The organism is Thalassolituus sp. (genome assembly GCF_984348125.1).
Map to the genome: position 1 here is coordinate 42285 of NZ_CFHJLR010000008.1, position 15591 is coordinate 57875.

Below are 15591 nucleotides of genomic sequence, written 5' to 3' on the forward strand. Positions count from 1 at the left end.
GGACATATTTAAGAAGCTAAGGTTAGTGGACGATGAATACGGAGTAACCCGATGAAATTACACAATCTGAGCAAAAGCGGCCTGACAGTTCTGGCTGCCGCGGTTGCAAGCACAGCCTCTGCAGCTGACCTGAGAATTAATGGTTTTGCCTCCTTCTATTACGGCAATGTGGTCGATAACAAAGAGATCCCCGGCGAACTGTATCGCGGTTACGGAGAGACCGGGAACTTCCAGTATGACTCTCAGTTTGGGCTTCAGTTTGCATCTGATCTGGGCGATGGCCTGACGGCAACAGCACAGCTGACGGCAGAAGGGCGCAGTGGCTATGACGCAGACTTGAGCTGGGCGTTTCTTAAGTACCAGTTCAACGATGAATGGAGCGTTAAGATGGGCCGTCAGCGGGTGCCTTTCTTCCTGTATTCAGATTTTCAGAAAGTGGGTTACGCCTACTCCTGGGTAACGCCACCACCTGAGGTTTATAACCTCGGGGGCCTCGAGAATACGGATGGCGTTATGTTTGAGCACCTGACGGATATTGGCGATTTTACATCACGTCTGAATTTCCTTTTTGGCAGCACGAGCCAGACGGCTAACTTCGGTGAGCGTGACCTTGTCATCGACAATGAAAATCAGATCGGCCTGTTCTGGGATCTGACATACGATGCTCTGACTTTTCACCTGACGTATACCATGTCTGATCTGACGATTTCGGCCTATAACGAAGTTGGTAATGGTATTGGTGATGCACTCGCGGGTATCAATCCAGCGCTGGCGCTTACCGATGATGAGCTTGATCTGTTAACGGTCGATGAAGATACGGTCACCTATTTAGGCGCGGGTTTATCGGGTGACTGGGGGACCTGGGTCGCTGCGGCTGAGTACGCAAATATTGTGATTGATGATTCACCGACTTCAAATGACCGTCAGGCCTGGTATGTATTTACCGGTTATCGCTGGGATGCCTATACGCTGGGCCTGACTTATGCGAATTACAGTTCACCGAATAACGATGACACGATTGACCTACTTTCTCAGAAAAATATCGAAGCTACATTGAATGCTGCGGCTGGTGGAGCCACTAACGATGTTTCTGCGGCTGGAATCGAGCAACTGGTTGGTGCAATTCCCGATATCTATCGCGCAGGAGAAGAATCGTCGGCAGTGACCGTGAGTCTGCGTTATGACTATCACCCAGCTGCGGCGTTGAAGTTCGAATACACCCAGGATGATGTCACCCTAAAGCCTGAGGATGGCTCTGGCGATCGTGAGTTTTCACCGTCACTCGTACGTGTCGGCGTCGACCTGATGTTTTAATTGAGGAGTAACTTAATGAATGTCGTAAAAATTATTCGTGTCGTATTCAGCGGGATGTTGCTCTCATTGTTTTCGATCGCCAGCATGGCGGAAATTGCAGTGATTGTTCATCCGTCTAACGAAGCCGGAATTTCAGATGCCGATATTAAGAAAATCTATCTTGGTAAAAGCTCGAAATTCCCTAACGATATGCAGGCAGAACCACTGGACCAGAAAGAAGGATCGGATATCCGTCAGCAATTTCTGGATGCAGCGGTCGGTAAATCCGAGCCTCAGATGAAGTCACATTGGTCGCGCCTTATCTTTACCGGTAAAGGCGTACCGCCAAAGTCTCTGGACAGTGACGCTGCCGTGATTGATGCCGTTGCAGGTGATCCGAAAGCCATTGGCTTTGTGGATTCATCAGCGGTCACGGATGCGGTTAAGGTGGTAATGACCTACTGATAGCCTGACAAGCTAACGCTATCGAGATAGCGGCAGTAAACGCTGAAAAGCACCTATAAGGCCCTGGCGAATCGTATGATGCGCCGGGGCTTTTCGCGTATACTCCCGGGCTCTGCACATCATTGTTTCCAACTCTCTATTTCTACCGGAGCCTGTTTCATGCTTACCTCTCTGCGCCTGAAGCCAAAGACGGAGCGTCGTCTGAAGTCTGGTCACCTTTGGGTGTACAGTAATGAAGTCGATACAGCACAAACTCCGTTGAAAAATATCACGGCCGGGGAGCAGGTAGTTATTGAGGCGGCGAGTGGTAAGCCACTTGGCGTTGCAGTGATGAATCCGGATCAATTAATTTGCGGGCGTCTTATTAGCCGAAGCCCTTCGCAGTTGCTGGATGCTTCGCTGATAGTTCACCGACTTCAGGTGGCGCTTAGCAGTCGTGAACTCTGGTATCCACATCAGTGTTATCGCTGGGTGTATGGTGACAGTGATGGCCTGCCGGGTCTGGTGATTGATCGTTTTGGTGATGTTGCTGTGATTCAGATCTCCAGCGTTGCGATGGAGATGCTGCGCGACGACATCATCGATGCGGTTCATAAAGTGGCGTCACCTGCGACGATTGTGCTGAAAAATGACGGTAAACTGCGTGCGGTCGAAGGCCTCGACGAGTACGTTGATATTGTTCATGGTCAGTTGGAAGACGATTGCGCTCCGTTAATCGAGAATGACACACGCTTTATGGCGCCGGTCATTCATGGTCAGAAAACCGGGTGGTTTTATGATCACCGTGAAAACCGCGCGCAGCTCAATCGCCTGGTGAAGGGTAAGCGTGTGCTGGATGTCTTCAGTTATGTCGGTGGCTGGGGCGTTCAGGCGGCTAACCATGGTGCAAGTGAAGTACATTGTGTTGATGCTTCTGCACAGGCGCTGGATTGGGTTGAAGAGAATGCGGCACTTAATGGTGTCGAAGATAAATTGCACTGCTGGGAAGGGGATGCTTTCGCTGCCCTGAAACAACTACGCGATAACGGTGAGCGGTTTGATATCGTTGTTGTCGATCCACCTGCGTTTATCCCACGTCGTAAAGATGTTAAAGCGGGTGAGCAGGCGTATAAGCGCATCAATCAGATTGCGATGAGACTTCTTAACAAAGACGGCATGATCGTCGCGGGCTCATGCTCTATGCATCTGGCCGATGACCGCTTGCCGGATATTCTGCGGGTTCTGGGGCGTGAGCTTGATCGTGAAGTATTGATTCAGCATGTGGGCTCTCAAGGGGCAGACCACCCAGTGCTGCCAGCTATTCCTGAGACACGCTATCTCAAAGCGGTGTTTGCTCGCGTATTGCCAACGCGCTGAGCCTGATCAGCCACTCGCTGGGATCTTAAGGCCCAGCTGATCATTGATCTGCTTCAGGGTAATCAGCAGTTCCAGCATTTGTTGGCGGCATGCTGACTGACCTTCCAGATAAGACACTGCCGTTTGCCAACCTGCAATGCAGGCGGTGTCTGCACTGGTCTGAGCAATTACCTCTGCCAGAAGCGCCAAGTCCTTTTCCTGTTTGCGCGCTGTCAGCAGTGGCTGAAGGCCGCTTGTCCCATCTTCTGAAATCAGTACCTGACGAATTCCACGGAGTATCGCTTCCACGTCGGCCTGTGTCCCTCCACTGAATGGGCTACTGCCGATGTCTGTCAGGTAGTTCTGCAGCAGGTCTTGTTCAATAATCCGGTTCACGTTCAGCAAGCTGGCCTGTAATGTTTCTGTAGGGGTCGCTGTAGAGAGCAGTTGCGCATAATACCCCTGAGCTTCCGGGGACGGTGTCCAGCGCATCTGCAGTCGTTGCAGGTCAGCAATCAGGATGCCGACCAATGTCGTCAGGTAGTCTCCGCGGCGCTCGTGATGAGCGACCGGACTGCTGTCGCCTTCTTCGGGTTTCGCAGCATTCATATCGAAATCAGACGCCGGGCGCTGACCATTCTCTCCCCAGAGGACGAACTCAATCGCGTGGTAGCCCACACTCACGTAGGTCACATCGGAAAACTGATGTTGTGCCAGCAGAGATTCTCTGTCGATAACCAGAGTCGTGTCATTAACGATACCAGTGAAGGGGTAACCTTCGAGGTAATCGATATAGCCGGGTTCGACGGGCCAACTGTTTATCTGTTCTGCCAGATGTCTTCGTGTCAGTTTGGCGGCAAACCACTCGCTGGGTTCGCGTACCGGTATGTCAGAAGCAGCAAGCGACGACAGGTAGGCGGAGTAACTGGCACGCCAGTGGTTCCGGGCTTCTGCAAGGCGTTCTGGTGTTGCGTTCTTACGCAGTGCTTCAGCACTCGACTGAAGTGCCTGTGCAGCCTCTACTGACTTTGAAAGCTGGGCATAGGCAATATTAATCAATCGCTCGGGGTAGGCTTCATCAACAGCCAGGCTTTCCGGCTCAGGCAGGCCCGATACCTCGGTGCTCATGGGCTTGTTGTGCTCTCCGTCAGTGCAGGCGGAGAGTAGTAGCATTGATCCCAGTAATGCGGAGGCCAGGCGCTTCATCGATTCAGTCTTCTCAATCTACCCGCAGGCTGATGACTGGCCAGCCATTGGCTTCCGCTTCTGCCTGAAGTGTTGGGTCAGGGTCGACGGCGACCGGATGATCGACCAGACGCAGAAGCGGCAGATCGTTGTGCGAGTCACTGTAAAAATAGCTGCCTTCCATGTCGTGGCTATGCTCTTCCATCCAGCTTTTAAGGCGAGTCACTTTGCCATCCTGAAAGCTCGGGATGCCGACGGTTTTACCGGTGTAGCGGCCATCAATGACTTCTGGATGCGGCGCAATAATGTGTGTAATGCCCAGTCGCTCGGCAATCGGGTAGGTTACAAACCCGTTGGTGGCTGTAATGATTAACAGGGTATCCCCGCGCTCTTCGTGATGGCGGATCAGGTCTCTTGCTTTCTGACTGACCAGAGGCTCAATACGATCGTTGAGGAATATGTCGCGCTCCGCATGCATATGATCAGCGTCGTATTCCGTCAATGGGCGCATGGCAAATTCAAGATATTCGTGGATATCCAGACTGCCCGCTTTGTACTGTTCATAGAAATGATCGTTGCGGCGCTGGTGGACTTCCGGGTCGACCAGACCACGATCAACAAGGAATTGCCCCCAGGCGTGGTCGCTGTCACCAGAGAGAAGGGTATGGTCGAGATCGAAAATTGCTAATGCCACGGTAACCGGCCCTGTATTGGCAGATGAATCAGAAACAGATCGCTATTCTAGCGGGAACAAGCCATACTTTCCTTATTATGTTTTACGCACCCGACGTGCGCCCTTGATCTTTGCGATAAAATCGGCAAGGTTGAGTGAATAGATAGAGTTGGATGGCATTGTGATAGACGAGCATGGGTATCGTCCGAACGTCGGCATCATCATCTGCAATGCAATGGGGCAGGTGCTGTGGGCCCGTCGGATTGGTCAGAATGCCTGGCAATTCCCACAGGGGGGAATAAAGCGCGGAGAGTCGCCGGAGAAAGCACTGTATCGTGAGCTTCAGGAAGAAGTGGGTCTTTTACCCGAGCACGTACAGATCATCGGTTCGACCCGCGGTTGGCTGCGCTACCGCCTGCCAAAGCGGATGGTCAGACGCGACAAGCGCCCTGTGTGTGTTGGGCAGAAGCAAAAATGGTACTTGCTGAAGTTGTTGGCAGAGGAATCAGAGATTAACCTCTCAGCGACGGGCAACCCCGAATTTGATGGGTGGAACTGGGTGAGTTATTGGTTCCCTCTTGGTGAAGTCGTTGCCTTTAAGCGCGATGTCTACCGTCGCGCACTGGCGGAACTGGCACCGCGTATTGCAAGGTTGCAGCGTAAGTCCGGCTGAGTCCGGAGATAATAACAACGAACGAGATAAACTGAGCCTAATAGCGAGGCCAGAACAGAAAACATGCTCGATATACTGAGACGTATCGTACAGGAGGTCAGCTCAGTCACCGAACTGAGTGAGGCCCTCAAGGTAGTGGTTGCCCGTATCCGCGAGGCGATGCAGACCGAGGTATGCTCAGTATATCTGTATGAGCCTGATGAAAAGCGCTACGTTCTGATGGCGACCGAAGGTCTGCGTCAGGACGCTGTGGGTAAGGTCAGCCTTGCTGGCTCACAGGGCCTTGTTGGCCTCGTCGGTACCCGCGAAGAACCCCTGAATATCGATAATGCTCCTGAGCATCCCCGTTTTCAGTACCTGTCTGAGACCGGGGAAGATCCTTTTATGTCCTTCCTTGGCGTACCGATTATCCACCACAAACGCCTGTTGGGCGTGATGGTGGTACAGCAGCGCGACAGCCGTCAGTTTGATGCTGGTGAAGAGGCGTTTCTGGTGACCATGTCGGCGCAGCTGGCGGGCGTGATTGCTCATGCCGAAGCGACCGGCAATATCCTTCATATTCCACAGACAGCCACCGAACCGAAAAAGAGTACCCGCTTCACCGGTGCTCCGGGTGCGCCGGGCGTTGGCCTTGGTACGGGGGTGGTTATTTCACCCGCGGCAGACCTCTCGGGAGTGGTTGATCGTGAACCTGAGTCGGTCGAGATCGAACTGGAGCGCTTTGATCTCGCGCTGGAAGCCGCGCGAGAAGAGATACGCTCGTTAGGCGGCAAGCTCAAAGGCGAACTGCGCCCCGAAGAAATGGCTTTGTTCGACGTGTATCTGAACATGTTGGACGACAACGCTCTGGGTGCTGAGGTCAAAGTTTCGATCAATAAGGGCAACTGGGCGCAGGGGGCACTGCGTCAGGTAGTCATGGAGTACGTCGGTCACTTCCAGATGATGGAAGATGCTTACCTGCGCGAACGAGCTACCGATATTCTCGACCTTGGTACACGTATTCTTGCGCATTTACAGGGCAACGAAGCGACCTCGCGCCCGGACGATTACCCTGATGATACTATTCTGGTCAGCGAAGAACTGACGCCCGCCATGTTGGGTGAAGTGCCGACTGAAAAGTTGCGCGCTATGGTGTCGGTGAAAGGCTCTTCCAACTCTCACGTGGCGATTCTGGCGCGTGCTATGGGTATCCCGACTGTGATGGGTGCCGTAGACTTGCCGCATGCTCAACTTGATGGCAAAGACCTGATCGTTGATGGCTACCGTGGCCTTCTGTTCTCGAATCCAAATGATGAATTGCGTGAGCAGTACTATGCCATCTACGAAGAAGAGCAGGCGCTTGCCGAAGATCTTGAGGGCCTGCTGCATCAACCGGCCGAAACTCTCGATGGACATCGCATTCCCCTTTGGGTGAATACTGGCCTGATTACAGATGCGTTGCGCAGTCGTGATCGGGGTGCCGAAGGGGTGGGCCTGTACCGTACCGAAGTGCCGTTCATGATGAAGGATCGCTTCCCGTCGGAGAGTGAGCAGCAGGAGATTTACCGGGAGCAGCTCGAGACGTTCAGTCCAGACCCGGTGACTATGCGTACGCTGGATATTGGTGGGGATAAGGCGCTCACGTACTTCCCTATCAATGAGGCAAACCCGTTTCTCGGCTGGCGCGGTATTCGCGTTACCCTCGATCATCCTGAGATTTTCCTGGTGCAGGTACGCGCCATGATGAAGGCCAGTGAAGGCCTCAATAATCTTCGTATCATGCTGCCGATGATCAGCAACGTTGCTGAAGTGGATACGGCATTGCACCTCATTTACCGTGCGCATGTAGAAACACTCGAAGAAGGTTTTAAGGTCGAGATGCCTGAAGTTGGCGTTATGGTGGAAGTTCCTGCGGCTGTTTATCAGATCAAGGATCTGGCTCAGCGCGTCGACTTCCTGTCGGTCGGCAGTAATGACCTGACGCAGTATCTGCTTGCCGTTGACCGCAACAACCCTCGTGTTGCTGATCTCTATCAGGCGTTTCATCCTGGGGTTCTGCAGGCACTGAAACGCATCGTCGATGATGCCAAAGCGGAGGGTAAACCTGTCAGTGTCTGTGGTGAGCTGGCAGGTAACCCCATGGGTGCTGTCCTGCTGATGGCAATGGGCTATGACTGCCTGTCGATGAACGCGACTAACTTGCCGAAAGTGAAGTCGGTCCTGCGTGGCATCAGCCGTGAATGGGCAGAGAAACTACTCGAAGAAGTCATCACCATGGAGAGTGGTGAAGTCATCGCATCAACCTTGCAGCTGATGCTGGAGAAGGCCGGTTTCGGACGTATTATCGGCCCGAATGTCGGCCTGAATTAAAACCTTCTCAGGGGATTAACCCTGCCAGCGGCGAACCCGTCCGGTGTCAAGGTGAACGAACCCGCTGTCTGGATAGTAACCAACGCCACCGCTTCTTAATTCCAGCGCCGCACGATGCAGTTCTTTATGAGATACGCCAGGGATGCGCAGGTCGATTGCGCGACCCTGCATATGCAGACTTTTCTTCGCGACGCCTGAAGAACCGTTACGCAAAGCGGCATTGGTTTTCGGCGAGCGGTAACCCGAAATGATGTACATCGGCTTGTTGGGTGAGAGGCGGGTCTGTAGTTCGTACAGATCCTGATACAGATTTCTGTCCATTGCCATTACATCGTTGGCGCGAAAATCACGTACCAGCATATCGATCATTTCAATTTCACTGTCGATAAACTGCCCCTGAGACCAGAAGGTACTTTTGACCGTTTCACCCGTGTGAATGTTGTACAGACTCAAAGTACGATCAGGGCCGGGATCAATGATTGATTCTGAGGCGGCGTAAGCATTTGTACTGAGGCCTGTCATACCTGCAGCAGAAACAGCGGCAAACTGTTGCAGAAAACGGCGACGGTCCAGCATGTTCTGACTCCTGTTACATTGGGATTACAGTGAGAGGTCAGTATGCCAAAAGTCCAACGGGAAAAATCAGGCGTAGTTCATCAGTAAGTTCGTCACGACAGGTGTGTCATGTCCGTATTTCGTAAATACGCGCCAGCGTGTAAGTAGTTGTTACAGGCTGGCGTGGGTGGCGGTACCGCCGATGAGGTCGCGCTGATAGACATCATCGCGTATCTGGAGGCTGCCGTTGTCATCGACCCAGGTAGTCCAGTACATCAGATGTACGGGTACAGGATCTTTGATGCGGATACGGCTGGTACGGTTGTGATCAATCGCTTCGTCGATGCGTCCGCGATGCCAGCCATCCTGTGACTGAAGCAGTTTCTCAGCCAACAGTCGGGGCTTCTCTACCCGGACACAGCCTGAGCTGAGAGCACGTTGATCTTTCGTGAACAGCTCCGGATTAGAAGTATCGTGCAGATAGATGCTCTGATCATTCGGGAACAGGAACTTCACCGTGCCCAGTGCGTTCAGTTTCCCTGGACGCTGTACAAAGGTGTAAGGCAGGTTGCGAGCGCTGTATTTCTTCCAGTTAATTTCATCCGCTGAGACATGCACGGCTGAGCCGTTTCGCCACTGTAATACGTCAAAGCCTTTTTGCTTCAGGTAGTCAGGGTTACGCTTCAGTTTAGGAAGCAGGTAGGAACTGGCGATACGTGGAGGCACCGTCCAGGTCGGGGCGATTTCAATAATGCGCATCAGATCTGTCATGACGGGCGTACGCCGATCGAGTCGGCCAATGATCACCTTCATCTCCAGCTCGGGAGATCCGCCATTCATCAGGCGCATTGAGTAATCCGCCATATTGACCATGATGTGACGATGGCCAAGGTCGTTTGGTAACTGGCGCCAACGCTTCATGTTCAGAGCGATGCGCTGAGCTGTCTGGTAGGGCGGAATGTTCAGGCGATCAATGGTTTCTTTATTGAGCTTGCCCGTGCTTTCTAACTTGTGTCGCTGCTGGAAGCTACTAATGGCGGCCCGCATTGGTCCATCGAACAGATACTCTGGCTTGCTCAGATCGGGATTTTTCTCCCGCGCTGGGGCGCGTAAAGTCTTTTCGCTCTTATCCCCGAGGAACCAGGCCAGAGTGCCTTTGGGCAGATCGCCATACTGGTCGAGCAGCCAACGCAGATACGGGACCTCGACATGGCGGTCGCCAGCATTCAGGGTCAGCTCGTGAGAAATAGGGCGCCATCCGCCGCTTCGGTCGATATCACGATAGCGTTTCAGCTCGGCGCGAAGGCGTCGGTAGCCGTCGTGCTGGGGGGCCATGCCAGCCAGTAGTTCATCCAGTTTATTCTGGCGTACGGACTCATGCAGCAGGGTGATGATCTGTTCTTCTGTGATCCGGTCCTCGCCAGACAGAACGACCTTACGCATGGTTGGATGGTCATTCTCGTCAGCGTTGGGGATCAGTTCGTTATTGAGAGCCTGCTCTGCGTATGTCACGAAGGCATCGGTGAGCAGTACCTCCATGGCGGTGGCCTGCTCCGGCAGATTAGTAAGCTTGCGCATCTCGCGTTCAAGCGTATCCAATGAATAACCGTAATTGCGCCAGTCATCGACGGAAGTTTCTCGCAGAAGCTCGATGAGTTCATGTGCTTCCGGGCGCAGTTGGTAACTGTCCAGCCAGATAGGTTGGTAGTTACGTTTCAGGTAAAAGGGTTCCATGTTGCGGATGTGCCGGAGCCTGACTTCACCGGCGACCTTGCGGGCACCCTCAATCAGCCAATGCTCCATGTGTTCCTGCGCAACACTGGGTGGCATAAAAGGTCGTGTATGGAGGCTCGCTGCCAGCGCCGCAAACAGCAGCAACGCGCATACCCCGCCAACAATCAGAGGCACGCGGTGTGTGTGGCTGTTCGGTGTTCTGCGATTTATACACGTCATAGCTTTAGTATGGACGTGCTTTTCGAACTCGCTCTCACACTTGCGTATTCGTTTGTAACAAACGGGGACAGACTACCTGTCTTTAATGGCTAATCTGTAGCTTCTCTCGCCGACGTTTTCGCCTTGCTCATTCCAGGTGATTTCCTGTAATTGGACATCGTTTCCTGAAGCGAGAATGCCGGTACTGCAACGGGTACCGTATCCTGGTGCGATGATAAACTGAGCCGAAAGAAGCCGCTCCCAGAGGATGGGGACGCCAGTCGCAGGCAGAACTTCGTCGGGCCAGGGATCACGACGGTTCAGCAGCGTTGCGAATCCGCTGTCAGCCTGAGCGAGTTGCTCTTTTGCTAACTCGGCCTTTGGCCACGGGCTATCAAGTTGGGCGTTACTCAGGCTGTAGCGACCGGCTTGTAGTCGCCTCAGCTGGCGGTCAGGATGGTTGCTCAGATACCAGAGTTCTGTGGCTGTACCGGCGAGCAGATTGAACGGCGCATAGTCGTCGCAGTTAATTCTCTGCAGCCAGTCTTCTACTGGCAGGTCTGATTCAACAAAGTCTGTGACCAGCTCACCGCGTGATCTGGGATTCTGAGGGCCTGCTCCCGGGGCGCGAACATTGGTCAGTGCGGCCCAGCGACCAGTGTCTCTGAATCCAAGCCAGGTACCGCCCTGCTCCAGATCTTTGCCAGCGTACAGCCCGGGAATATTTTCCCATGGGTGCATCGGCGCCGCAGGGCGTTGATAAAATTCATCGCGGTTTGCGCTCAGGCGCAGCCACTGAGATTGACCGGGTTGCCAGTCGAAAACGATTAAGCACATAGCGGCAGTGTACACCAAGCACGAATGCTTCATAATGCCGCGACCATGAAGAAGAACCGATCTGTATGACCTTTTTACTCTATTTATTGGTGGGGGCATTTGCTGGCGTGCTTGCCGGACTGTTTGGAATCGGCGGGGGCATGGTGATTGTTCCTGTACTGATTTTCAGTTTCGCAGCACAGGGCGTTTCCGCCGAGGTGCTTACCCATATGGCCGTGGCTACCTCTCTCGCCACTATCGTATTTACTTCACTGAGTTCCGTGCGTGAGCATCACCGCAATGGCGCGATCGACTGGTCATTGGTGCGCAGTATGGCCGCCGGAATTGTTATTGGTACGGCGGCGGGTGTGGTCCTTATCAGTGAAGTTCCTGGTCCGGTATTGCAGAACATCATTGGTGTCTTTGCGCTGCTGTTGGCGTTGAAAATGTTCACCGGCTGGGAGCCGCCAGGCAAGGGAGATCGACCTTCTGCTCTTGGCTTGATGAGTGCGGGTAGTATTGTTGGCTTCGGTTCTTCATGGTTCGGTATCGGCGGTGGGACGTTTACTGTCCCTTATTTGTCATGGATGCGCTTCAGTATGCGTCAGGCAGTAGCGACGTCTGCTGCATGTGGGATTCCGATCGCTCTGACCGGAGCAGTCACCAATATCATTGCCGGGCAAGGGAATGATCTTCTGCCAGAGTGGTCTACCGGATTCGTATACTGGCCTGCTGTTCTGGGGATTGCTTTGACCAGCGTACCTTGTGCTCAGGTGGGTGCGCGCCTGGCGCATAAGCTTGATGCGGCGCTGCTGAAAAAGTTGTTCGCTGTGTTACTCTGCGTCGTCGGAATCCGCTTTATTTTCTTTTAACTGTTTTACCGTCAGGGAAGTACCATGCTGACTTATCCGGATATCAATCCAGTCGCGTTTGAACTTGGTTTTATCAAAGTACATTGGTACGGCCTGATGTACCTTGCGGCATTTGCCTCCGCATACCTGTTGGCAACATGGCGCGCTAAACAGCCCGGCAGTGGCTGGACGACCCAGCAGGTATCGGATCTGATCTTCTACGGCGCGATGGGGGTCGTGATTGGTGGCCGCATGGGCTACGTGCTGTTTTATAACTTTCCGCAGTTTCTTGAAGACCCGCTTTGGCTTGTCCGGGTATGGGAAGGGGGAATGTCCTTCCATGGCGGTTTGCTTGGCGTTCTGACCGCCATTCTGATCTTCTGCAAAATTCATAAGAAGAGTTTCTTTGACGTCGGTGATTTCGGTGCGCCTTTCGTTCCTCTGGGCTTAATGTTCGGTCGTATCGGTAACTTTATTGGCGGCGAGTTGTGGGGGCGTGTTGCCGATCCTGAGCATGTGCCCTGGGCGATGGTATTTCCACGTGCTGACGAGTTTGCCCGTCACCCTTCGCAGCTCTATCAGGCGGGTTTGGAAGGCCTGCTGCTGTTTGTTATTCTCTGGTTTTATTCATCCCGTCCTCGCCCGCAGAAAGCGGTCAGCGCGATGTTTCTCATTGGTTATGGGGTTTTCCGTACTATTGCCGAGTTCTTCCGTGAGCCGGATGCGCACATAGGGTTCGATATGTTCGGCTGGATGACCCGAGGGCAGATGTTGAGCCTGCCGATGATTGTATTTGGTCTGATTTTATTGATCTGGGCCTACCGTAACGGCACAAACAGTGGAGCCAATAAAGCATGAAACAATACCTCGATCTGATGCGTCACGTTCGTGAAAACGGTGTATTTAAAGAAGACCGCACCGGAACGGGTACCTACAGTTGTTTCGGCTACCAGATGCGCTTTGATCTGAGTGAAGGCTTCCCGCTGGTGACCACCAAAAAGCTGCACCTGCGTTCCATCATTCATGAACTTCTCTGGTTCCTGAGCGGTGATACCAATATCAGTTATCTGAAAGAGAATGGCGTTTCTATCTGGGATGAGTGGGCAGACGAAGAAGGAAACCTCGGGCCCGTATACGGTTCGCAGTGGCGTAGCTGGCCGACAGCGGATGGTCGCCACGTGGATCAGATCACCCAGATAGTTGAACAGATTAAGAACAACCCTGATTCCCGCCGCCTGATTGTCAGTGCCTGGAATGTGGGTGAAATTGAAAACATGGCGCTGCCGCCGTGCCATGCTTTTTTCCAGTTCTACGTCGCTGACGGCAAGCTTTCCTGTCAGCTCTATCAGCGCAGCGCAGATATTTTCCTGGGTGTTCCATTTAATATCGCCAGCTACGCTTTGCTGCTTCATATGATGGCTCAACAGTGCGACCTTGAAGTGGGGGATTTCGTCTGGACGGGCGGTGACGTTCATCTTTACGCTAATCACCTTGAGCAAACGGATCTGCAGCTAAGCCGTGAACCATTGCCTTTGCCTAAGCTGGTGATTGAGCGTAAACCAGAGAGTATCTTTGATTACAAATTCGAAGACTTTGTCATCGAAGGGTACGAGTCTCACCCACATATTAAGGCACCAGTCGCTGTCTGATCGGTTGTTCTCGGGTGCCTGTTTTCTGGCGTCATTTTCCGTCTGAGAACTGACGCCTGACTTTTGTGTGTCTCCCGGGCTAATACCGGGAGGCCTTCTACACTCTCTGTATACGTCACAGGGAGGTTCTGTAGTGTCTTTCATTAAACCCGTTAAGTTCGAAACACCTATCGTTTTCTGGCATTCCATCGATGAAGCTGAGCCAGCTTTGCCGAGAGCTGTCCGTGTTTGTCTCTGTGAGGATGGTAAATCACTCGCCGAAAGCTGGATGGAGTCAGAAGGCGTAATCGTGCTGCATGCCTCGACTTACAGCGAGAGGCTGGCGCAGATTCTCGATTACACCACACAGGCCTTGCCTGAGGCGCCTCTGGTTGTGATGCTGAACTTCCCGGACATGCGTATGGAGCGACTACTGGAATTAGGCGCGCAGGAGGTAGTGACCAGTTCCGCTGAGCTGATTCCTGCTATTCGCACGGCTGCGACAAGAAAAACCCGGGAATGCGCGTTGCGTTCGAACCGCTACCTGGACCCTCTTACCGGGCTGCCCAACCGCTACTTGTTTCAGGATCGCCTTGAACACTCGCTGGAAGCCCATAAACGAAGTAAGCAACCGATGGGGCTGGTGATCCTGGATCTTGATCATTTTCACCGGCTGAGTGAATCATTCAGCCACTCTGCGGGAGATGCGGTGCTGACTGAACTGACAGAGCGACTGCGCTCTGTCACCCGAAAATCCGACACCCTGGCCCGGATTGGCGGCAACACCTTTGCGTTGATCGCCGAAAACCTCCGACAGACGCGTAACCTGATTCAGGTCTGCGAAAAAATCAGCGCCCAATTGGATGCGCCGGTGACCTTTCAGGGAGAAAAAATAAAACTCTCGGGTAGCATTGGCGCAGCACTCGCTGGCGAAGCGGACCACGACGCCGGCAATCTGATTCTGCATGCCGAGCAGGTATTATCTGGCGCAAAACAGATCGGTCAGAACAGCTATGTTATCTACAGCGCCCACTCAGCCGAGGACCGGATTCGCGGAGGTCTGGAGAAGGCGATCTATCATGCGTTGGATAACCGCCAGATATCCATGGAATACCAGCCGCAAATGAGTATGGATGGGCAGCGCCTTTATGGCGTAGAGGCGCTGATGCGCTGGAATCACCCGGTATTTGGTCATGTTCCTCCGGAGCAATTTATTCCGGTGCTCGAAACGACCGGACTGATTGAGAAATTCGGAATGTGGGCTCTCGAATGTGCATGCCAACAGTTTCGTCAGTGGCTGGATGATGGACTTATGCCCGGCGATGCCAGAGTGTCGGTGAACCTGACTTCGCGACAATTCTTTCAGCCAGATCTTGCTGATCAGGTGCTTGGTATTCTTGATGAGGTTGGACTTGCAGGTAAACACCTTACGCTCGAAATTACAGAAGCCATGATCATGGAAGGTAACGACCGCACGGCAGATACGCTTGCGCGTTTACGGTTTGAAAATATCGCAATTGCTATCGATGACTTTGGCACAGGGTACTCATCGTTCGCCAGCCTGCGTACGCTGCCCGTTGATTACCTGAAAATTGACCGCGATTTTGTTAAGTCTGTGGGGATAAATAACGACGATGATGCGATTGCGGGCTCCATTATTCACCTTGCTCACAGCCTGAAGCTCAAAGTAATCGCAGAAGGGGTCGAGCAGGTATCGACGCAATCACGACTGGCAGGTCTGGGTTGCGACGAATGTCAGGGGTATCTGTTTTCAAAACCGCTCGCTGCTGAGAGAGTGCCTGAATTTGTAGCCCGGTGCGCCTGACAATACAGAAC

The 15591-nt window shown here is 53.1% G+C and carries 14 protein-coding genes; 9 read left to right on the forward strand and 5 right to left on the reverse strand.

What is annotated here, in order from left to right; translation table 11 throughout:
• The first annotated feature begins 51 nt into the window (after positions 1-51).
• The 3 genes from AC5E51_RS07610 to AC5E51_RS07620 all read left to right on the forward strand — a co-directional run bounded on the left by AC5E51_RS07610 (position 52) and on the right by AC5E51_RS07620 (position 3114).
• Positions 52-1314, forward strand: coding sequence for a porin (locus AC5E51_RS07610; RefSeq protein ID WP_491778388.1), 1263 nt, complete (start codon positions 52-54; stop codon positions 1312-1314).
• Positions 1315-1329: 15 nt separating this feature from the next.
• A complete protein-coding gene (locus AC5E51_RS07615) occupies positions 1330-1758 on the forward strand; it encodes a type 2 periplasmic-binding domain-containing protein (protein WP_488072715.1) in 429 nt (142 codons plus the stop codon).
• Between the two features lie 159 nt (positions 1759-1917).
• Positions 1918-3114, forward strand: coding sequence for a class I SAM-dependent rRNA methyltransferase (locus AC5E51_RS07620; protein ID WP_068440957.1), 1197 nt, complete (start codon positions 1918-1920; stop codon positions 3112-3114).
• A gap of 6 nt (positions 3115-3120) precedes the next feature.
• Here the strand turns inward: AC5E51_RS07620 and AC5E51_RS07625 are convergent, their stop codons facing one another.
• Positions 3121-4299, reverse strand: coding sequence for an imelysin family protein (locus AC5E51_RS07625; protein ID WP_491778389.1), 1179 nt, complete (start codon positions 4297-4299; stop codon positions 3121-3123).
• Positions 4300-4312: 13 nt separating this feature from the next.
• Entirely contained in the window at positions 4313-4972 is a 660-nt protein-coding gene (locus AC5E51_RS07630) for a histidinol-phosphatase (RefSeq protein ID WP_068440967.1), read from the reverse strand.
• 160 nt (positions 4973-5132) lie between these two features.
• Between AC5E51_RS07630 and rppH the strand changes: the two genes are divergently transcribed.
• Both rppH and ptsP read left to right on the forward strand, forming a co-directional pair.
• Positions 5133-5624, forward strand: a complete 492-nt coding sequence (rppH, locus tag AC5E51_RS07635; RefSeq protein ID WP_068440986.1) for an RNA pyrophosphohydrolase — start codon at positions 5133-5135, stop codon at positions 5622-5624.
• Between the two features lie 63 nt (positions 5625-5687).
• Positions 5688-7973 carry a phosphoenolpyruvate--protein phosphotransferase gene (gene ptsP / locus AC5E51_RS07640; RefSeq protein ID WP_491778390.1) on the forward strand — a complete coding sequence of 762 codons (2286 nt, stop codon included), beginning with the start codon at positions 5688-5690 and terminating at the stop codon, positions 7971-7973.
• A 15-nt stretch (positions 7974-7988) separates the two neighbouring features.
• Here ptsP and mepK read toward each other — a convergent pair whose 3' ends face one another.
• The 3 genes from mepK to AC5E51_RS07655 all read right to left on the reverse strand — a co-directional run bounded on the left by mepK (position 7989) and on the right by AC5E51_RS07655 (position 11297).
• Complete coding sequence (gene mepK / locus AC5E51_RS07645) at positions 7989-8549, reverse strand: peptidoglycan L,D-endopeptidase MepK (RefSeq protein WP_488045511.1); 561 nt, start codon at positions 8547-8549, stop codon at positions 7989-7991.
• 150 nt (positions 8550-8699) lie between these two features.
• Positions 8700-10358: a L,D-transpeptidase family protein gene (locus AC5E51_RS07650; RefSeq protein ID WP_488045512.1), complete on the reverse strand. Its 1659-nt coding sequence runs from the start codon at positions 10356-10358 to the stop codon at positions 8700-8702.
• Between the two features lie 195 nt (positions 10359-10553).
• The gene (locus AC5E51_RS07655) at positions 10554-11297 is read right to left on the reverse strand and encodes an NRDE family protein (protein WP_488072711.1); all 744 of its coding nucleotides are present in this window, start codon (positions 11295-11297) and stop codon (positions 10554-10556) included.
• A gap of 65 nt (positions 11298-11362) precedes the next feature.
• Here AC5E51_RS07655 and AC5E51_RS07660 point away from each other — a divergent pair, with 65 nt between their 5' ends.
• From AC5E51_RS07660 to AC5E51_RS07675, 4 genes are all read left to right on the forward strand, one after another.
• Positions 11363-12148: a sulfite exporter TauE/SafE family protein gene (locus AC5E51_RS07660; protein WP_068440980.1), complete on the forward strand. Its 786-nt coding sequence runs from the start codon at positions 11363-11365 to the stop codon at positions 12146-12148.
• A 24-nt stretch (positions 12149-12172) separates the two neighbouring features.
• Entirely contained in the window at positions 12173-12985 is an 813-nt protein-coding gene (gene lgt, locus AC5E51_RS07665) for a prolipoprotein diacylglyceryl transferase (RefSeq protein WP_301388565.1), read from the forward strand.
• Complete coding sequence (gene thyA, locus AC5E51_RS07670; protein WP_301388566.1) at positions 12982-13776, forward strand: thymidylate synthase; 795 nt, start codon at positions 12982-12984, stop codon at positions 13774-13776. Before lgt ends, thyA begins: the two co-directional genes overlap by 4 nt.
• A 133-nt stretch (positions 13777-13909) precedes the next feature.
• Complete coding sequence (locus AC5E51_RS07675; protein WP_490364141.1) at positions 13910-15580, forward strand: putative bifunctional diguanylate cyclase/phosphodiesterase; 1671 nt, start codon at positions 13910-13912, stop codon at positions 15578-15580.
• Positions 15581-15591: the final 11 nt, after the last annotated feature.